This is a genomic window from Evansella halocellulosilytica (assembly GCF_002335745.1).
Classification (GTDB): Bacteria; Bacillota; Bacilli; order Bacillales; family Salisediminibacteriaceae; genus Bacillus_CA; species Bacillus_CA halocellulosilytica.
On record NZ_NIST01000001.1, the window covers coordinates 5,233,525 to 5,254,049 of the forward strand.

A 20,525-nucleotide genomic window follows, 5' to 3' on the forward strand; every position below is an offset into this window, starting at 1 on the left:
CCAAAGTGGAAATTTACCTATAACAAAGAGACGGATACTTATACATGCCCTAATGGTAGTACCTTATCATACGCTACAACGAACCGCGAAGGCCGACGTCAATACCATTCAAACCCTGCAGAATGTGTAAACTGTCCCCTGCTTAACCAATGTACGAAAGCCAAAAATCATAAAAAAGTTCTCACAAGGCATGTATGGGAAGACAGTAAGGAAAAAGTGAGAGAGCATAGACTTTCCGCAACAGGGAAATTCCTCTATAAAAAAAGAAAAGAAACCATTGAGCGAAGCTTCGCGGACGCAAAACAGTTCCATGGGCTTCGCTACTGCCGGTTACGCAGCTTGAAGCGCCTCAGAACAAGCGCTCATGACAGCCACAGCACAGAACATAAAGAAGATCGCAAACCACCTTTCAGCCAGCTGAAGGGTGGTTTGTGTCACTTTTTCACCTGAATTTGAACGGAAATGAAAAAATCCCTAAAAATAAAGAAACCCACGTTTTGAAAAAACTGTGGGTTTCTCGACAATCTGAAGGCCACATATGGCCTCCTTCTTCATTTATTTGGATAATAATTCAATCGCCTTTTTAAACTGGAGATCATATTCGCGGTCTTGGACCGCTTCAAATACACTCTGTTGAATAAGCTCAGCGGTTTCCTCATTAATTTCCCCTGTCACATCCAGTCCATGATCGGCTTGAAACTCACGAACAGCTTCTTCTGTTTCTTCACTGAAATAACCGTCACTGCGTCCAGGGTCATACCCAATACCTTCAAGCATGATTTGAGCGTTCTCTATGTTGTCGTTATTCATATCTAATTCAAATGATTCATCTTCAACATTAATTGGTGAAACGTAGAAGAAATCTGGTTGATCCACTTCAACAGTCGGGTCTACCCCTTCTTCGTTAATAAAATTCCCATCGGATGTTAACCATTTATAGACCGTTAATTTCAGCTCACTTCCATCTCCAATTTGCAGCGTTTGCTGAACTGTTCCTTTACCGAAAGTAGACCTTCCAACAACTTCATGCCCACCAGCTTCTTTTATCGCAGCAGCTAATATTTCAGAAGCGGAAGCACTTCCTTCATTAATTAATGCAACCATTGGATACTCTTTATCCTCTTGTAAATTAGAAATTTGTCTCGTTCGATTTCCTTCCCGATCTTCAATTTGTACAATTGGCTCTCCACCAGGGATAATCAAACTGCCTATTTCTTCAACACTTTGTAAAAATCCACCCGGATTACCACGAACATCGATGACAAGTCCATCGATTCCTTCATCTTCAAGTTTTATAAGCTCTTCTTCAAAGCGTTCAGAAGTATTTTGTGAAAATGAAGCAATATCGATGACACCAATCTTTTTATCATTTTCTTCAACAAGATCACTATAAACAGTCTCTATTGGAATTTCATCACGGATGACATCAATCTCAAGTAAATCATTGACTCCCGGCCTTTGAACAGTTAGAGTAACGGTCGTACCTTTCTCACCGCGAATTTGTAAGACTGCATCATATAATGATAAGCCATCTATATCATTGCCATCCACTTCAAGGATTTGGTCATTCGGTCTAAGTCCAGCTTTCTCAGCTGGAGAATCCCTAAATGGAGCAACGATCGTGACCTTTCCATTCGACATACTAACTTCTGCCCCTATCCCTTCAAAAGAAGAGTCAAGCGAGTCCATAAATTCTCTTGCCGTTTCCTCATCCATATAAACTGAATAAGGGTCTTCTAGACTCTCTAACATCCCGTTAATCGCACCTTCTAAGAGCTCTGACTCATCTATGTCTTCTACATAACTTTCCATCACCATTTCGTATGTTTTTTTTAACTTTTCCATTTGCTCTTCTGACGAAACGGACTGTTGTGAGGTCTCCCCTTTTTCACTTTCAGAATCAGCTATTTCACCATTATCATGTTGATCAATAACTGGTGCTGCTTCATTCCCTTCAATAACTTGAACGCCAACATACATCATTCCTGCTCCAACTAGCAATGATACGATAATTGCTAAAGGCAGAAAATATTTTGTTTTCATGGGATCACCTCGTCTTCTTTTCAATACATTCGATGTCAAAATGATTCATTACTTTTATCATTAGTAATACATTCGTTACTAACATAAATATAGTAATTTAAGCGTAACAGATTCACAATCCATTTACAATCAACGCTAAATGTAATCATTATGTAAAAAGTTGGTCATTAATTTCATCTTTTCAACAGGGATAATCAGGTTTAATCATATGCAAACTTATTTAAATGACTAAATTATTTTTTTTGTTGACGAACAATAAATCCGTACTCTCCTTCCTTTCAATGTGCACTAGTATATTATCTTGTAGCAAACTTCTTAGCATTTTTTCAAGATTAGCTTTGTCAATTTAAAAGAAACGAGCTCTTCTAGGAGGGTCAGTAACTTAGCATATCTACTTAGACGCGTCTTTCCTTAAATCTAAAACTTAATTTTCATATATCCAACAGTCATCGCGCTGTTTATCGGACTAGGAACGTCTTCGTGAAATCACCGTTCCATTCTATAAAAAACATGACTTATTATATGTAAATATTAAGATATTATGTACCACGTTCTATTTTTGGCGGGGCAATGGCATATCAGGTGCAAGTACATATTTTATAATCAATCGAGTAGGAGGGGGTGACTAACCCCCGACCTCTCACACCACCGTGCGTACCGTTCGGTACACGGCGGTTTCATTTAAGTCCAACGTAACGATTGATATCTCAAAAGTAGACTTTTAAGCCCTTGATTATTCCAATATCGGTTATCAAGGGCTCTATCTAATATAGGCCTTTTAGCTATACGCCAGTATCCTAGTCTAGAATTAGCCCACTCCCATGCCTGTTGTTCATTGATTCCTTGCTTCCTACGATTCTTTTGTTTCGTTTTAATCTTCTTCCACTCTTTCCATCGAATCATCCTCAACCTTCTTCGAAGCCAACCATCAATCCTTTTAAAGATTGAGGTAGTTTCGGCTAGTTGATAATAGCCCATCCAACCGATCAGATAGCGGTTGATTTTCTCTATCCTATCCCCCATAGAAATTGACCATTTCCTCGAGGTGAGTTTTCGTATTCTCAGTTTAAAACGTTGAATACTTTGCTTGGATACTCTAATTTTCGGTTGTTTAATGTTGTTGGTGAAAGTGAAGCCTAGGAATGTTCTTCTCCATGGTCGGTCTACTGCACTCTTCTCTTTGTTCACCTTCAGTTTGAGTTTCTTCTCAATAAACGTTGTAATACTTTCCATTATCCGTTCACCTGCTCTTCTAGAGCGGACGTAGATATTACAATCGTCGGCATAGCGTACGAAGGCAAGACCTCTTTCCTCCAGTTCCTTGTCAAGTTCGTCTAGAACCATGTTAGCCAGGAGGGGACTAAGCAGACCCCGCTACGGGGTCCCCTCAGTATTAGGACTGACAAGGCCTTTCTCCATCACACCAGATTGAAGATACCTACGTATCAACCTAAGTAGTATGGGGTCATCCACTCGATAACTTATTGTTCTCATTAATCTATCATGGTTTACCTTATCGAAGAATTTCTCTAGGTCAATGTCCACGACCCAGCGACAACCCTCTTTAATATACCCCCTAGCTTGTCGAACAGCGTCGTGAGCACGTTTGTCTGGTCGGAACCCAAAACTTTTGGTGGAGAATGTTGGGTCATAAACCTCACTCAGTGTTTGTGCAATAGCCTGTTGTATGAAACGGTCTATCACAGTCGGGATTCCTAATTTCCTCTTACCTCCGCTCGGTTTCGGGATTTCGACTCGGCGAACAGGTTGAGGTTGATAGGTACCACTTTCGAGCTGAGCTCGCAGGGATGCCCAGTGTTCATGAAGATAAGGTCGTAGGTTTTGTCCGTTCATCCCATCTACACCGTGACTTCCTTTATTACGCTCCACTCTTTCGAGTGCGCGATTTAAATTTTGCCGTGATAGAACTCGTTCCAACATTCTTATCAATCTCCTACGTGAATTAGATCATCTTCTTGTGTGGTATTACTCTCAGCCCTTCTTATCTCCCCTGTGGGATTCACCACGTCCTCCATTAGGAAGGATTATATGTTTCTGCTTCATTGAGTAATACGTACGCCAAGCGCTAATTCTTCTTAAATGATTCGGCCCTTCCCTTAAATCTCTATATCATTCAAAGTACTATGGCCTCTGCTTACTCCTGACTGTTCAGCTATTTATCACTAAATAGGTTACCAAGTGAGCTTGGCGTTACAGCCAGGCCTCCCCAGGTAAGAGTGCAATCTTTCCCTCCACCTATCTGCTTCATTTACTCTGTACCACCTTCGGCAGAACGGACTTTGTTTTGTTTAGCAAACTCATCCAGTGATACCTAGCCTCATATGAAGTTCGTGTTCCTCAGACCGGAGGTCTGCCGCTCGCTTCCTTCAGATTCCACGTCACCATGGACACCCTTGCGTTTGGCTAACCACTACTTCTGCCTTCGTGGTTCGGGACTTTCACCCTATAGATTACACCCATGCTGGGCGCACTAAAAAGGTCATCTAGGAATTCACGTTTCCCTAGATGACCTTAACTGACCTTACTTTAGTTAATATATTTCATTGGGTCAACTGAGTTAGATTTCGCACCATTCCAGTCCCCTTCATGCACCTCAAAGTGCAAGTGAGGTCCAGTTGAACGGCCAGTGTTCCCCATGTATCCTAAGAAGTCGCCTCTGCTTACGTGTTGACCAGAGCTAACGGCACGGTTTTCTAAGTGCGCATACAATGTCGTAATAGTCTGTCCATCTACATTATGACGGATTAACACGGTATTACCATAACTTGGCGAATAGTATGATTGAATAACCGTTCCAGATTCTGCGGCAACAACTTCAACATTGCTTCGCCCACCTAAACCAATATCGATTCCGTGGTGTATTCGTCCCCATCTTGGGCCGTACCCAGAAGTAATAGTACCTGTAGCAGGTCGCATAAATGTACCAGAGTTATCCGGAGTTCCATTATCCGACGATCCGCCAGAACTGCTACCACCGCCACCACTGCTGCTTTTGGCTTCTTTTTCTTGACGTTTCCGTTCTTCTTCTTGACGCTTACGTTCTTCTTCGATACGTTTTTGCTCTTCTTCCCAATCGTCTAACTCTTGCTTTGCAATCTCTTCTTGTGCAGCTAAGATTTCTTGCTCTTCTTCGATACTCATTAATTTATCACTTAAGCTAGACTCTTTTTCTTCTAACGTATCCATAAGACGTTCTTTTTCTTCTCGTTGCTGCTCAAGCTGTTCAAGTAATTCTTCAAGCTCAGCCATTTGATTTTCTAATGACTCAAGCTCACCTTCAAGCTCCTGTTTAGCTTCCTCCAGCTCTTGCATATCGGCAATATGCTGCTCTAAAATATTTCTGTCTTGTTGAGCAATAGTATTTAATGCTGATACTCGTTCGATTAAATCACCAAAACTTTGAGCACCTAAAATCACTTCTATGTAATTTACAGATCCACCATTTTGATACATAGATTTCACACGGTCTTTTAATAACTCATCCCGCTCTTCAATACGCTCTTGCAATTCTTCGATTCTTTCTCTTAACTCATCGATACGCTCATTTGTTTCATCAATTTCTCCCTGCTTTTCACGAATTTGTTCATTCGTTCTTGCAGTATTTTCGTCTAATTGACGTACTTCTTCATTCACTTCCTGCAACTCTTCTTCAATTTCCTTTAATTCATCTTCCGCTTCACCAGCTTCTTTTTCCTTGTCGCTTTGCTGCTGCCTGTAATCTTCGATTTTCTCTTCTAACTCTTGCCCTGTATTTGCTTCCGCTTGTAAAAGTTGGTTCGTTCCTAACATCGTTGAGAACGTAACAATAAGAGCAAGGGTGACCATGAACAATCTTCGATTCATAAGTTGACCTCCCTGTGACAATTTCACGACTATTTCCTCGGAAATAGTCTTAATTTGTTTTTATATTTATTAGTTTAATAGGTTTAGACTTTTAAAAATTTGCGAACACTCATAATACTTCCCCACATTCCTACAAAAGCTCCTATTGATACGAGTAAAAGAGCCATTTGGAATGTAAGTGGGGATGCTGGTAAAAACTCAAAAAATTCAAGTCCTGTCTCATCTCCCATCGCCTCATAAAAACGAATATATCCATACGTTAATAAGCTGATCGGGATAATAGCCCCTAAGATTCCTAGCAACAGTCCTTCGATAAAGAATGGCCACCTAATAAACCAATTTGTAGCACCTACTAGTTTCATAATCTGAATTTCTCGTTTTCTAGCAATAATCGTAATCTTAATTGTATTCGCAATTAGAAACATTGCAGTAAACATCAATCCGATAATTAAAGCAAGTCCAATCCAGCGAATTAAGTCTGTCGCTGCAAACAGCTGTTCAAAAATGTCTTGTCCATACTCTACAGTTTCTACATGTGATAATTCTTCTGCTTCTTCGGCTATGAGAACCGTTTCTTGAGGATCCTCAGCTCGAAGAACAAATTTATCATTTAAAGGGTTCTCATCACGTAACGTTTCAAAAAATTCGCCTTGCTCACCTAAACTTTCAATAAAGGTGTCCAATCCTTCATCCCTTGAAATATAAGAGATATCCTCTATCCCATCTAGTGAGTCTAATTCATCCCTTAGTTCATCTTGTTCCTCTTCAGAGGCTGTCAGATCTATAAACACTTGTACTTCAACATCCTCTTCTAAAGATGAGGCGAAGTGATTAATATTCATTATAAGTAAAAGGAAGGCACCTACGACGAAAAGCATCACGGTAACAGCACTGATCGAGGCGAAGGTCATCCAGCCATTTCTCACTATATTTTTTCCGCCCTCTTTAATATGGCGTAATATAGTTCTACCTTTCATAACCGTATTCCCCCTTTGCTTCATCACGGGCAATTCGGCCATTTTCAACAGCAATTACTCTTTTGCGCATCGTGTTTACAATCTCTTTATTATGGGTAGCCATAACAATAGTCGTACCACGATCATTAATATCTTCAAGGATTTGCATAATTCCCCAAGATGTCTCTGGATCTAGGTTCCCGGTAGGCTCGTCCGCAATTAACACGGAAGGGCTATTTACAATTGCCCTCGCAATTGCTACACGCTGTTGTTCTCCTCCAGATAGTTCATGCGGTTGAAATCGAGCTTTATTTTTTAAGCGAACAATGTCCAATACATTCATTACACGTTTGCGAATATTACTTTTGCTTTCCTCGATTACTTCTAGAGCGAAAGCGACGTTTTCAAAAACAGTTAATGTTGGTAATAATTTAAAGTCTTGGAATACGACTCCGATGTTTCTCCTTAAGTAAGGGATGTGACGCTCTTTCATACTTGACAGTGATTTACCGTCTATAACGATTTCGCCCCTTGTTGGCTTTTCTTCTCGATACATCATTTTAATAAAGGTAGACTTTCCGGCACCACTTGGTCCGACTACGTAAACAAATTCACCTTTATCAATTGAAACATTGATTCCATTTATAGCCATTACCCCATTCGGGTAAGTTTTCCAAATTTCTTTCATACTAATCAACAATATCACTTCCTGTTTCGATTAATCTAAGGTGTTAAACTCACAAGTTTTGAAAGGTTTCATGATGCGAATTGTGTTTAGTAAAAATTTCCTATTATTTATTTTCCCATTCGAAAAATGAATATTTTTGTAATATTTATGTCGAATAATTTTATATTGTTTAATTGAGAATACCTTACAAATCTACAACACTCTATCACTTTAACATTATATCATCAAAAGGAGACAATTTAAGTAATATTTATTTTACAATTATGTTTCAATTGATAGAAAGTAGTAAAGCTAAATGTAATATACCTATTAATTCGACAGTTAATATCCATCATTATCCATTTATGTAGGTATTTATTAACTTATCTTTATCGACAAATTTTACGAATTTTTCTACTAACATGAAGGTGTGCTTGGTTCTTGTCACTTCTACTTACATTTTAGGCTAATGTGCTCAAGCTGAAATAACTCTTCATAAAAAACGATCCGTATTAATTGGATAGACATCTTCCTTTTTAACATTCAATATGAAGAGCGTTAGCGCCTCGGGTATCGACGAAGAGAACTGGACGGGCAAAACGACAGTTCTGTGGCATGTCCGACAATAGAAAGTCCTGTACGTCGGACTGGGCAGAGGGAGATAAAGGAAGTCGAAATCTTGTCTTTTTCTCTTCCTCTACAAGAATTGCTCTGGAGTGTATCCGTCGAGACAACTCGAAGTCTTGCGTAATGTAAACGCTCGTTGCTCTCGACTTATTGTAGACGAGAAAAGGGAAGTTTCTCAAGTCGTATATGCTGTTTCTTCCTCTACAAGCGTTGTTACGCTGTTTATCCTTCAATCGGGCAAAGCGCCACCTCCTGTGGCATGACCAGAGTTAGGACATCCTGTCCGTTAAGACGACTCGTTAGATCATATCTTCTGCTAAAACCCTCTGCCCTGTTGGAACGACTAAGTCACTATATTCGTGTGAAAGCGCGTGGTGTACGCTATTCACTGAGCAAGATACAACAAATAATTTGAGGATTTTCAATAGGGGGTTCCTGAACAAAAAAAGCAGTACCTCTCCTGCATGTAGGAAAAGTACTGCTTTAATCGTATGAAATGTTATTGATCAGCAATCCATGCTGCTACGTCTTGAGCGTCATCGCCACTAACTAGGTCAGCAGGCATCGTTCCTGGTCCTTCTTCAATAGCTGCTAAAATCGTGTCAACGTCATATCCTTCAAGTCCAGGGCCGCTTGCCCCCTCAAGATCTCCTCCATGACATGCTAAACATTGATTTTGATAAACGGCTTCTCCGTTTGCTGCATCATATGTAGCGTCTCCTGCAGCTTCATCCGTTTCTTCTGTATCAATGTCATCCTCGTCTGCTGGTGGCTCTTCTGTATCTTCAGCACCACAAGCTCCTAATAATAGTGCTGCCCCCAACATTGCAACTAGTAATTTTTTCATCTGAATCCCTCCTCAAAGTTTTAAATATTGGAAGACTCTCCAAACCTTCCTCCGCTATTATAACCGAATTACTTATTTTTGAAACCCTTCCCAAGTACCTCTGACGCATTGGTAACAACGACAAATGCTGTTGGATCAATCGTTTGAACAATTTGTTTCAATTTTGTGACTTCGTTCCGGCCGACCACACACATTAACACAGGTTTTTCATGATTTGTATATCCACCAAATCCTGTTAGCTTTGTTACCCCGCGATCCACTTGAGTTAACAACCCTTGTTTTACCTCTTCCTCGAAATTTGAAATAATAATTGCCATTTTTGAATACCCAAGGCCGATTTGGACAAGGTCAATTGTTTTACCCGTCGTAAATAAGCCAATAAGAGCATACAGAGCAAATTCAATTCCGAAAACAAAGGCTGAAGAGATGACGACGAGGCCATCCATAATAAATACACAACCACCTAAAGATAAACCTGTATACTTATTAACAATTTGTGCTGCTAAATCTGTGCCTCCTGTTGATGAATGAGAGCGAAACACAATTCCTAAGCCAAGTCCAACTCCAATTCCGCCAAATATTGCTGCTAACAGCGGATCAGTCGTCGCAGGTTCTAAATGACGGGTTAAATAAACAACTAGTGGAAGAAATAATGTTCCAGCAAGCGTCTTCGACCCGTAAAGGATGCTTCCGACTAAACTTCCTCCTAATAAAAGAATCCCTGCGATAAATAACGGTATATTAAATGCCCATTGTGTAAAAGCAGGCTCAAATCCGAACGCATAGTTCATAATCGTCGATATTCCTGATACTCCACCAGACGCAATTTGGTTCGGTAACAAAAAGATATTAAATGCTATTGCAACAATTGCTGAACCGACTAATACGTGTGCAAATTCAAAAAGTATCCGTTTTGTTGGATTTAATGGTTGATTGACTAATCTTCGCTGCATTTGTTTCATCATTTTTAATAATCACCTGTTTTTCCAAAAATATGTATAAACTTAAAGAAGAATTTCCGGTATTATATGGGATTAAACGAGAATATATTTAGTATGTTTCTTTCACTTACTACGTACTCAACTCATTTAATTAAGCAGAAATAAACGATTGTCGACAAATCCTAAGGTAGTATAACACCAACACTATAGGCTGTAAACGCAGTTCCACTACCGCTTTAATGCGATAAAAAAGACTAATTTTGTCATTAAATAAGCTCTTAGCAGCGAATGATGCTTTGGATAGAAACTCTTATACTTTCGTGCAAGTCTCAATTGTGAAAGCATTAGCTCCGGTTATACGATTATCCATAGGTTTTATAGTTTCCGATTTGTAAAAAATCCCCAAGTGCCAGGCACATGGGGATTTTTGGCTTTTTAAGTTGCTTTGTTTGTTAGTTTATTTTTGAACGTAAGTAAGCGTCGATGAACGGATCAAGTTCTCCGTCCATGACTGACTGCGTATTTCCTGTTTCATAGTTCGTACGGTGATCTTTTACCATATTATATGGATGGAACACGTAAGATCTAATTTGGCTACCCCAACCAATATCTGATTGCTCACCGCGAATTTCATCAAGTTCTTGCTTTTGTTTTTCTAGTTCTAGCTGATAAAGTTTTGCTTTTAGCATCTTCATTGCTCTTTCACGGTTTTTAATTTGAGAGCGCTCAGACTGACATGTAACGACCGTATTCGTAGGAGTGTGAGTAATGCGAACAGCTGAATCTGTTGTATTTACATGTTGTCCTCCCGCGCCACTTGAACGATACGTATCGATTTTTAGTTCCTCCGGTGAGATTTCAACTTCAACATTATCATCTAATTCAGGCATAATTTCACATGAAGCGAATGAAGTATGTCTTCTACCTGACGAATCAAAAGGTGAAATACGAACGAGACGATGGACACCTTTTTCTGCCTTCAAATAACCATAAGCATTATGGCCTTTTATTAGCAATGTAACACTTTTTACACCGGCTTCGTCCCCAGGTAAATAGTCCAATGTTTCTACTTTGAAACCTTTCGATTCAGCCCAACGTGTATACATTCTTAGAAGCATCGATGCCCAATCCTGTGATTCGGTTCCACCAGCACCAGGGTGTAGCTCTAAAATGGCATTATTTTGATCATGTGGTTCACTTAACAATAACATTAATTCAAAATTGTTCAGCTTTTCCACAAGTTCTTTCACGCCTACTTCAAGCTCTTCTGCTAATTCCTTGTCGTTTTCTTCTTTAACTAACTCATAAGATACTTCAAGATCTTCGTGAGTCGATTCTAATTCTCGGTACGTATTCGTCATACTTTTTAATGCATTATTTTCATCGATCACCTTTTGGGCTTCATTTTGATTATCCCAAAACGTTGGATCTGCCATCTGCTCTTCCAATTCGGCAATACGGGTCTCTTTTTCCTCCAAGTCAAAGAGACCCCCTAAAGTCCGCTAAACGCTTAGCCATCGTTGTAAGTTCTTGCTTCAATTCTACTAATTCCATTGAAAATCACCTCAACTGTATTCTTGAACATTGCAGCGACCTGGCAATCATTGTTCCAGGTCGCTGTATCTTTTCGATATTGTCTCCAATCATAAACTGTAAGTTATTATTTACCGTGACATTGCTTATACTTTTTCCCTGATCCGCAAGGGCACGGGTCATTACGGCCGATTGTACTTTCTTTACGGAACGGTGTTTTACGTTTTTTCTTTTCGTCGGCTTCATTTGAACTTCTATGAACGGCTTTACCTTCCGCAACTTGCTTACGTTCCAGGTTTGTTTCAATTTGTGCATTCATGACGTAACGCGTAACTTCTTCCTCGATTGAAGCGACCATTTCTTCAAACATTTGGAAACCTTCAAATTTGTACTCACGAAGCGGATCGTTTTGCCCGTATGCACGTAAATGAATCCCTTGGCGCAGCTGATCCATTTGATCAATATGATTCATCCATTTCGTATCGACAGTACGAAGCAAGATTACTTTTTCAAATTCACGCATACGTTCTGGAGTGAACTCTTTTTCCCGTTTATCGTACTCTATTTGAACTTTATCCAAAATGAGTTCAGTCATCTCTTCTGGTTCAAGACCTTTAATATCTTTTTCTGTTATTTCTTGTTCATCCAAGACATTCGCATTGACATAATCAACGATTCCTTGCAAATTCCAATCTTCTGGTACTTCTTCTTCGGGTGTATATGAAGAAACCGTTCGTTCGATCGTTGATTCGATCATTTTTTCAACAACAGATCGAAGGTTTTCTGATTCAAGCACTTCCATCCGCTGCTCATAAATGACATCTCGTTGTTCACGCATGACATCATCATACTGGAGTAGTTGTTTACGTGCGTCAAAGTTGTTCCCTTCAACTCGTTTTTGCGCTTGTTCAACCGCTCTCGTGACGAGTTTACTTTCGATTGGCTGATCTTCATCCATCCCGAGCTTCTCCATCATATTGCGCATGTTTTCTGAACCAAATCGGCGCATGAGCGTATCTTCAAGAGAAAGATAAAATTGGGACATACCTGGGTCTCCTTGACGCCCTGAACGACCTCGCAACTGATTATCAATCCGGCGGCTTTCGTGACGTTCTGTCCCAAGAACATACAAGCCTCCAAGTTCTTTAACCCCATCACCTAATTTTATATCCGTACCACGGCCTGCCATGTTCGTTGCAATCGTAACTGCTTTTTTCTGACCGGCATTTTCGATAATTTCAGCTTCTTTTTCGTGATTCTTCGCATTTAGTACGTTGTGCGGAATTCGTTTCTTTTTTAACATCGATGAAATGAGCTCAGACGTATCGACGTTCACTGTGCCAACGAGCACCGGCTGACCTTTCTCATAAAGCTCATTGATTTTTTCTATAATCGCCTTGAACTTTGCATCCATTGATTTATAGATTAAATCAGAATTATCTATACGAGCAATCGGCTCATTAGTCGGAATCCCAAAAACGTTCATTCCATAAATATTACGGAATTCTTCTTCTTCTGTTTTAGCAGTCCCTGTCATTCCAGCAAGTTTTTTATACATTCGGAAATAGTTCTGGAATGTAATCGATGCTAATGTCATGCTTTCTTTCTTTATTTCAAGCCCCTCTTTAGCTTCAATCGCTTGGTGAAGGCCATCACTGTATCGTCGGCCTTTCATTAAACGCCCTGTAAATTGGTCAATAATCACCACTTCGCCGTCTTGCACAACGTAATCCTCGTCGACGATCATGACCTTATGTGCTTTTAATGCTTGATTAATATGGTGGTTTAGTTGAACGTGTTCAGAATCAAACAAGTTGTCAATATTGAATGCTCTCTCAGCCTTACTAACACCTTCGTCAGTGATTTGAACATTTTTTGTTTTTTCATCGTACGTGTAATCTTCATCCTCTTCCAGCATACGTACAAAGGAATTTGCAGCTGTATAGAGCTGTGTTGTTCGCTGTGCAGACCCTGAAATAATTAATGGTGTACGTGCTTCATCAATTAAGATCGAGTCAACTTCATCGACGATTGCATAGTGAAGTGGACGCTGTACCATTTGATCTTTATATTGCACCATATTGTCACGTAAATAGTCGAATCCAAATTCATTATTTGTTCCATACGTAACGTCAGCTAAATATGCTTCGCGCTTTTCCTCTTTTGTTAACCCTGAAATATTAAGGCTAACCTTTAAACCGAGAAATTCATAAAGTTTTCCCATTTCTGCTGCATCACGGCGAACTAGATATTCGTTTACCGTAACAACGTGGACACCTTTTTCCGTAAGAGCATTTAAATAGACAGATAAAGTGGCAACAAGTGTTTTACCTTCACCTGTTTTCATTTCTGCAATGTCTCCATGATGGAGTACAATTCCTCCGAGTAACTGTACAGGGTAATGTGTCATTCCTAATGCCCGGGTTGCGCCTTCACGGACAACAGCGAATGCCTCTGGTAGTAAATCTTCTAAAGATTCGCCATTGCGATGACGCTCTTTGAACTCTTCTGTTTTTTTCCTGAGGTCATCGTCACTTAATTTTTTCATCTCTTCACTTATTGATTCAATTTCATCAACCGACTTTTGAAGTTTCTTTAAGTGCCTTGCATCGGTATCTCCAATGACCTTTTTCAATAAACCTAACATCGGACATTGCTCCCTTATCGTTTTTTCTAAAGGTTGTTCAGCTAGCACATTGTAAAACAGTTATTCGTGTAGCTCCAAGAGTGAGCATGAAACCTACTATGTTTCTTTCATAGCCCAAACAAACCTCTCATTTTATTTAAGATTGTATACGTTGGATCATTTCCACTATACTTATGACGACTATATAATATCAAAAAAAGAAAAGTAATTTGTACTAACACACTTAACCTACATTTTATCAGTTTGCCAACCCCCTTACAAGTTAAGGCACAAATAATTTCCATATCAAACCATGTGCCTGGCACCTGAAATCCCAAAGATTGCCTGAAAGTGGTATATTCCTATAACATGACTTGGCTTTGCTTGTCGGTAAAGGGGATCATCAGGAATTAAATTGTGCTGCTAACTCTTATGATTTCATGCTGTCCTCCATGGCGAAAGGCTTCGTTGACGTTTTACGATCGTCGATAGGTTTTAAATTCTGATAGTATAAATACGAAAGGGGACTGCACGTGGCAGTCCCCTTTATATCAACATTTGTTTATTCAGGTTCGATAAGACCGTAACGGCCGTCTCTGCGTTTGTATACGACATTTGTATCTCCACTAACCGAGTTGGAGAAAACGAAAAAGTTATGGCCTAGCATATCCATTTGAAGAATTGCTTCTTCAGCATCCATTGGTTTCAGATCAAAACGTTTAGTTCGAACGATTTCTAATTCATCTTCATCGCTTTCCGGCTCTTCTTCTGCCAACGGCTCTAATTCATTTTTAAACATATACTTTAAGCTGTCATCAGCCCGGAATTTACGATTTACTTTCGTTTTATGCTTACGAATTTGACGTTCCAACTTCTCAATAACAAGGTCAATTGCCGCATACATATCTGTATGTTTTTCCTCCGCTCTTAAAAGTAGCTTTGGCATCGGTATTGTAACCTCTACTTTTTGATCGCTGTTTAAAACACTTAATTTTACGTGGACCTCCGAAGATAATGGTGAATCAAAATATTTGTCTAGTTTACCTACCTTTTTTTCCACGTAATCTCTTAGTGCTGAAGTAATATCTAGGTTTTCGCCACGAATGTTAAAATTCATAAGCAAATTCCTCCTTTCGGTTATGTATTTAATATTCTTCATTCCCCATTCATATTCCTGCTAAAACCTTAGAAAAAAAGAAAAGATTTTGTCGAAATAGTGAACAATCTGCTGAAAAAATCTTACTAAAAAACAACGTCGGTCATCATTGATATTGGGGGCATTCGGCCTTCACATATAAATTAAATGATGAATCATCATGATTGAATATAAGTGAGGGTTCAGATGAAATAGGCAAGTAAACACCCCTCCTCTCCTCTTTGATCGCTACTCGTGTTAATCAATATATGAAGGAAAAACCAGGATATTAAACTTATTTATATTCTCAACACAGAACAACACACTATACCCCCATTCACAAAATTGTCACAGACCTGGTACCGCACAATTTAACTTCATGTATTGACAGGGAGTGAATCATGTTTCTAATACATCGCTAGTGATTATTATATAGAGATTTAGATAGCTTTAAGATACTTTGTATAAATACCAAAATAATCCAGGTGCCCAATGGTGTTCAATGGCGTTGCATGAATTTAAATAAATTCCATGTTTTCAAAAATATGTATTTATATTCAATAAAAAAACTCCTATTGTAGATGTGTTGACCTTGTATTGTTCCCTAATACAAACAAGTCATCTACAAAAGGAGCTCCTAATGAATAAGAAAATTATAGGACGTGAAATGCTCATTTGTCAATGCTTATCTCTTCTTCCTTCGGAAGAGTTAGATTGTCCTTTATTAGATTATGGGAACTATAAGCTTTCAACCAAGGCTTTGTTAAAAATTCTTGTATCCGCTCAATTGGATCATTGGGATTCATATCGTCATATGGAAGAAAAACTAGAAGCTTATCCAAAGCTTCGGGAGGAAATCGGTATAAAGGAAATCAGCGGTTCTCAGATAAGCCGCAGGATTAATGATTTGCCAACTGAGTTAGTACAAAAGCTCTTTATGAAAGTTGTGGAAAAAATCGCCAAACTTACACAGGGGCTAAAGGGACTTCCGAACGGCTTAGGCTGGTTGCGAATTGTGGACTCTACTGAAATAAGGTTGCCACAAAATTTATGCGATTGGGCATACATTTCAAAGAACCAATCTGCAGTTAAAATGCATACTCGGCTAGTCGTTGCTTCACCCGATGTTGTTTATCCAGATAAAATTGTTCCGTCATCCGCAAAGTTAAGCGATTTCGAGAGTTCCGGTGTCATCATAGAAAAATCAAATTCTATTTACGTGATGGATCGCGGTTATCCTTCTAGAGAAAACCTTCAATCGTGGCAGGAAAAAGATGTCTCATTTGTTGTGCGAGTGACGAAGTCACTTCGGTTAGGCATCTTAGAGGAATATGGTCCGACACACCCGTCTGTGCTTCAAGACGCTAAGGTATCGTATACTGTTTCTCAACCACCAGTACGCTACATTGAATTCGTCGATGATAAACAAAGAGTATATAGAATTTAACGAATAGATTTGACCTTACAGATCAACAAATCATGGATATATATCGCGCATGGTGGATGATAGAGTTATTTTTCAAGTGGATTAAACAGCACCTAAGATTAACCAAAATTTGGAGTACAAAACCGCAAGGTATTTGGAATCAAATGTTTCTCTCTTTAATTGCATATGGATTATCTTTAATCGTCAAACTTCAAACAAACTCTAATAAGTCTGCTTGGGAATTCTTTAGACTCCTTCAAACTTATCTCTTTAAAACCGTTGGCTCATTTAAAAGAGCTTTAAAACGGAAAAAGAAAAGAACATCTAAGGGGAGACAAAAAGTGCCCATACCAAAGCCAAAAGTGAAGCCAGATTTTGGGGATGTAGCTCTAGATAAAACAGAATTAAAGAAGAAAAAGCACAAGTAACTTAATGATTTAGACAATTGTAAAAAAAGGGAACAAGGTCGAAACACTACCTCGTTTCCCTTTTTTCTTCATAAGGACAAAAGTAACTTGAAAAAAATTACATATATTGAATTTAAAAACAATTGTGCAACACCAAAATATTCCAGGTGCCTGGCACCTGGAATATTTTGGTGTTTAGATTCGAGTTATTTACCATCAATAACCCGGCTTCCTGAGCGGATGCCGGGTTATGTTCATTTAATTTTATAAAAAATAGATACTGTGCTCTCTCTCCATCTAGAAAGCGCTTACTTTAGAGCACGTACTTGACTGCATGATTAAGATCCTTGTACATGAATATTTCATCCTACAATTTCGTCACATTTGCAGCTTGTGGACCTCGAGCTCCTTCTACAATCTCAAACTCTACACCTTGACCTTCTTCAAGAGTTTTGAAGCCTTCTTCATTGATGGCAGAATAATGAACAAAAACGTCATCACCATCTTCTCTCTCGATAAATCCAAAGCCTTTCTCTGCATTAAACCATTTCACTTTTCCTTGCATGTTTCTTTAAACATTCCTTTCATTTTAGAAATCGTAGTATCCGCTTGTCCAAAATCTGTCGTAAACATTTCCTCACACCTTTATGGACATAACCATAACAATACTTCTAAATAAAGCGTGATAAGGAAATGACGATCCTCAGTTTTAAACAAACTCATCTACTACAATTCCACTATAGCAAAACAAAAATCACATCGTCAAACATTTTTATCTGATTATTTCGACAAATCATACAATTCGTTTATGACGATAGCAATTATCTACAATCTTTTAAAAAATGAATCTAATCTAAAAAATGCTTCGTTATATTTTCGCAAGACATATACAAAGCAGAAGTATGCCCAAATAGGCAATTGTGCAATACTATTACAGATTTATTGAAAATCTTTTATGGATGAAAGGAGCAAGTAAACATGTGCGGATTTATTGGAATCGTCTCTAATAAACAAGACACACTTTATAGATTACCAATAGAAAAAATGGCATCAGCTCAACAACATCGAGGACCTGATGATCAAGGATTTTATGAAAATGATTATGTAAGGTTCGGGTTCCAACGGTTAAGTATTGTTGATATTAGCGGCGGTCATCAGCCAATGCACTTCTCAAATAACCGCTATACGATCGTTTTTAATGGGGAAATTTATAATGCACCTGAACTTAGAAATGTACTAAGTGACAAAGGTGTTCATTTTCAAACTCATTCTGATACAGAAGTCATTCTTGGTCTCTATGATACGAAAGGAACAGAATGTGTAAACGATTTAAGAGGAATGTTCTCCTTTATCCTATGGGACAACGAAAAAAAGATACTATTTGGTGCTCGCGATCCATTTGGAATCAAACCATTATTTTATCAGGAGCTAATTGACGGAACGATTATGTTTGCATCTGAAAAAAAATCACTATTTCTTAACGATTCTAGAAAATGTATTCACGGTGAAGCTGCTTTTCATTATTTAACGATGCAATACGTCCCAGAGCCACTCACAGCGACATCATCGATCAAAAAAATACAACCTGGTCATTCATTTATTTGGAAACCTGAGCAGGACCTCTTATTTAGCCAATATTGGGAGCCAACATTCACACCTGAAAAAAGAAAGTGGAATATCAGATCATTAATAAAAAAAAATCAGAATGAAAATAAATTAACTAAAATAAGAGAAGCATTGACAGACTCTGTGAATGTTCATATGCGTAGTGATGTTCCTGTAGGTGCCTTTTTATCAGGTGGAATCGATTCTTCAGCTGTCGTTTCCATCGCAAAACAGTTCCATCCAGATTTAAACACCTTTACTGCTGAATTTGAACGTGAAGGTTACAGTGAAGCTGATGTTGCTGCTGAAACTGCAGAAGCTATCGGGGTTAAACACCATCGTGTAAATATTAGTGCTGAAGAGGTCATGAATGAATTACCAAAAATTATTTGGCACATGGACGAACCTGTTGCTGATCCTGCTTCAATACCATTATATTTCGTTGCGAAAAAAGCAAGTGAACATGTAAAAGTTGTCCTTTCCGGTGAAGGTGCTGACGAGTTGTTCGGTGGGTACAACATTTATCGTGAACCAAACTCGCTCAGAATGTTTAAGTTGTTTCCTAGCATGTTGAAAAATCAATTAAAAAGCTTCGCAGTGCGGCTTCCTCACGGTATGAAAGGACGTAGCTTTTTAATCCGTGGCTGTACTCCATTGCATGAAAGATATGTTGGAAACGCAAAGATTTTTTCAGATTCAGAGAAATCTTCTATTTTAGTTCCAGGTTCACCTAGCTGGAATTCCGGAAATGTTCTTTCTTCTTTATATACACAAGCAAAATCATTCAATTATGACGATGTTACAACGATGCAGCATATCGACATGCACATGTGGTTAAGAGGCGATATTCTTGTAAAGGCAGACAAAATGACGATGGCACATTCTCTTGAATTACGCGTACCTTTCCTTGATCGTAACGTTTTTGAAGCAGCTGCAAACATACCTGTCATAGGAAAAGTTCAAGGAAAACAAACAAAAGTCTGGCTTCGTGAGGCGTTACGTGATGTGGTACCCCCACACGTGTTACATCGGAAGAAACTAGGGTTTCCTGTCCCGATCAAACATTGGTTAAAAAATGAAATGTATGAATGGGCTAGAGATTGGATGACATATAGTGAGACCGACCATATCTTCAATAAAAAAGAATGCCTAAAACTATTAGAATTACATCGAGCAGGAAAAATTGAAGCAAGTAGAAAAATATGGACCATTCTTACATACATGATTTGGCATTACCAATATATTGAGAGCGAAAAAACAGAGGAACAACAACAAGAGAATAAAATAATATAACCTTTTAATATATAGTACAAACATCCGGAAATCAATATTATTCACAAAATTGTGCGGGACCTGGTCCCGCACAATTTTTTTCATTACTTTAATACTATATTTTTAATTATTTTTTGTAAAATTTAGAAAATAACACTTGCTATTTACCTAAAGTTTAATTATTATATTGTTAGCGCTACTATATATGACATATTTTCCTATATTTTTCTAAGTTATGACATTGATCAATAATCTAATAAAGATATTAGAGTCAAGTACGATCCTTTCTCTTTTTAAGGCTTACTCACCTCCGGGGATTGCAAAACTTTTGTCCTTCCTGTTCGATAAATAGGATCCAATGAACTTCTATATACTAGCTAATAAGTAATCTACTTCAATGCTTCTCTAACCTACAAACACTTTCTACACAAAACGATTGAACTTACACAGTGTTATCTCTAGTAATAGCTCATTACCTTTTTATTCATTATTCATCTATCACTTAATTTTAAGCTTCCTGTTTAAAATTATGTGTGTCACTTATTGCACCTATCTTCTAGGTTATTACAGAAAGAA

Annotated in this window: 13 protein-coding genes and 2 pseudogenes; 4 read left to right on the forward strand and 11 right to left on the reverse strand. The window is 38.5% G+C overall.

What is annotated here, in order from left to right:
- Positions 1 to 421: pseudogene (locus CD001_RS24740) on the forward strand (transposase); the annotation flags it as partial.
- Positions 422 to 555: 134 nt separating this feature from the next.
- On the opposite strand, the gene CD001_RS24745 reads toward CD001_RS24740, so the two are convergent.
- The 10 genes and pseudogenes from CD001_RS24745 to hpf form a co-directional block, all read right to left on the reverse strand.
- A complete protein-coding gene (locus tag CD001_RS24745) occupies positions 556 to 2,043 on the reverse strand; it encodes a S41 family peptidase (protein ID WP_096190230.1) in 1,488 nt (495 codons plus the stop codon).
- Positions 2,044 to 2,724: 681 nt separating this feature from the next.
- A pseudogene (gene ltrA / locus CD001_RS24750) lies at positions 2,725 to 3,984 on the reverse strand (group II intron reverse transcriptase/maturase).
- A 606-nt stretch (positions 3,985 to 4,590) separates the two neighbouring features.
- Positions 4,591 to 5,907, reverse strand: a complete 1,317-nt coding sequence (locus CD001_RS24755; RefSeq protein WP_096190231.1) for a murein hydrolase activator EnvC family protein — start codon at positions 5,905 to 5,907, stop codon at positions 4,591 to 4,593.
- A gap of 83 nt (positions 5,908 to 5,990) precedes the next feature.
- A complete protein-coding gene (ftsX, locus tag CD001_RS24760) occupies positions 5,991 to 6,884 on the reverse strand; it encodes a permease-like cell division protein FtsX (RefSeq protein ID WP_096190232.1) in 894 nt (297 codons plus the stop codon).
- Positions 6,874 to 7,551, reverse strand: coding sequence for a cell division ATP-binding protein FtsE (ftsE, locus tag CD001_RS24765; protein WP_407081155.1), 678 nt, complete (start codon positions 7,549 to 7,551; stop codon positions 6,874 to 6,876). Before ftsE ends, ftsX begins: the two co-directional genes overlap by 11 nt.
- A 1,105-nt stretch (positions 7,552 to 8,656) precedes the next feature.
- On the reverse strand, positions 8,657 to 9,004 hold the full coding sequence (locus CD001_RS24770) for a c-type cytochrome (protein WP_257009934.1): 348 nt from the start codon (positions 9,002 to 9,004) through the stop codon (positions 8,657 to 8,659).
- 68 nt (positions 9,005 to 9,072) lie between these two features.
- Complete coding sequence (locus CD001_RS24775) at positions 9,073 to 9,957, reverse strand: YitT family protein (protein ID WP_096190757.1); 885 nt, start codon at positions 9,955 to 9,957, stop codon at positions 9,073 to 9,075.
- Positions 9,958 to 10,397: 440 nt separating this feature from the next.
- Positions 10,398 to 11,499 (reverse strand): peptide chain release factor 2 gene (gene prfB, locus CD001_RS24780; RefSeq protein ID WP_096190235.1). Its coding sequence is split into 2 segments (ribosomal slippage): positions 10,398 to 11,426 and positions 11,428 to 11,499, totalling 1,101 coding nucleotides; the frame shifts between segments, so codons are not numbered across the junction.
- Between the two features lie 106 nt (positions 11,500 to 11,605).
- Positions 11,606 to 14,125, reverse strand: a complete 2,520-nt coding sequence (secA, locus tag CD001_RS24785) for a preprotein translocase subunit SecA (RefSeq protein WP_096190236.1) — start codon at positions 14,123 to 14,125, stop codon at positions 11,606 to 11,608.
- Between the two features lie 541 nt (positions 14,126 to 14,666).
- Complete coding sequence (hpf, locus tag CD001_RS24790) at positions 14,667 to 15,221, reverse strand: ribosome hibernation-promoting factor, HPF/YfiA family (RefSeq protein ID WP_096190237.1); 555 nt, start codon at positions 15,219 to 15,221, stop codon at positions 14,667 to 14,669.
- Positions 15,222 to 15,879: 658 nt separating this feature from the next.
- On the opposite strand from hpf, the gene CD001_RS24795 reads away from it, so the two are divergent.
- A complete protein-coding gene (locus tag CD001_RS24795; protein ID WP_096190238.1) occupies positions 15,880 to 16,686 on the forward strand; it encodes a transposase in 807 nt (268 codons plus the stop codon).
- Between the two features lie 56 nt (positions 16,687 to 16,742).
- Positions 16,743 to 17,093, forward strand: coding sequence for a hypothetical protein (locus CD001_RS24800; protein WP_096186829.1), 351 nt, complete (start codon positions 16,743 to 16,745; stop codon positions 17,091 to 17,093).
- A 346-nt stretch (positions 17,094 to 17,439) separates the two neighbouring features.
- Here CD001_RS24800 and CD001_RS24805 read toward each other — a convergent pair whose 3' ends face one another.
- Positions 17,440 to 17,637 carry a cold shock domain-containing protein gene (locus tag CD001_RS24805; RefSeq protein WP_096190240.1) on the reverse strand — a complete coding sequence of 66 codons (198 nt, stop codon included), beginning with the start codon at positions 17,635 to 17,637 and terminating at the stop codon, positions 17,440 to 17,442.
- A gap of 413 nt (positions 17,638 to 18,050) precedes the next feature.
- On the opposite strand from CD001_RS24805, the gene asnB reads away from it, so the two are divergent.
- Entirely contained in the window at positions 18,051 to 19,970 is a 1,920-nt protein-coding gene (gene asnB, locus CD001_RS24810) for an asparagine synthase (glutamine-hydrolyzing) (protein WP_096190241.1), read from the forward strand.
- Positions 19,971 to 20,525 lie beyond the last annotated feature (555 nt).

Excerpts from the sequence above, each read along its gene's own strand:
- CD001_RS24745 (WP_096190230.1), bottom strand. The coding sequence starts at position 2,043 with ATGAAAACAAAATATTTTCTGCCTTTAGCAATTATCGTATCATTGCTA.
- CD001_RS24755 (WP_096190231.1), bottom strand. The coding sequence starts at position 5,907 with ATGAATCGAAGATTGTTCATGGTCACCCTTGCTCTTATTGTTACGTTC.
- ftsX (WP_096190232.1), bottom strand. The coding sequence starts at position 6,884 with ATGAAAGGTAGAACTATATTACGCCATATTAAAGAGGGCGGAAAAAAT.
- ftsE (WP_407081155.1), bottom strand. The coding sequence starts at position 7,551 with ATGAAAGAAATTTGGAAAACTTACCCGAATGGGGTAATGGCTATAAAT.
- CD001_RS24770 (WP_257009934.1), bottom strand. The coding sequence starts at position 9,004 with ATGAAAAAATTACTAGTTGCAATGTTGGGGGCAGCACTATTATTAGGA.
- CD001_RS24775 (WP_096190757.1), bottom strand. The coding sequence starts at position 9,957 with ATGCAGCGAAGATTAGTCAATCAACCATTAAATCCAACAAAACGGATA.
- secA (WP_096190236.1), bottom strand. The coding sequence starts at position 14,125 with ATGTTAGGTTTATTGAAAAAGGTCATTGGAGATACCGATGCAAGGCAC.
- hpf (WP_096190237.1), bottom strand. The coding sequence starts at position 15,221 with ATGAATTTTAACATTCGTGGCGAAAACCTAGATATTACTTCAGCACTA.
- CD001_RS24795 (WP_096190238.1), top strand. The coding sequence starts at position 15,880 with ATGAATAAGAAAATTATAGGACGTGAAATGCTCATTTGTCAATGCTTA.
- CD001_RS24800 (WP_096186829.1), top strand. The coding sequence starts at position 16,743 with ATGATAGAGTTATTTTTCAAGTGGATTAAACAGCACCTAAGATTAACC.
- CD001_RS24805 (WP_096190240.1), bottom strand. The coding sequence starts at position 17,637 with ATGCAAGGAAAAGTGAAATGGTTTAATGCAGAGAAAGGCTTTGGATTT.
- asnB (WP_096190241.1), top strand. The coding sequence starts at position 18,051 with ATGTGCGGATTTATTGGAATCGTCTCTAATAAACAAGACACACTTTAT.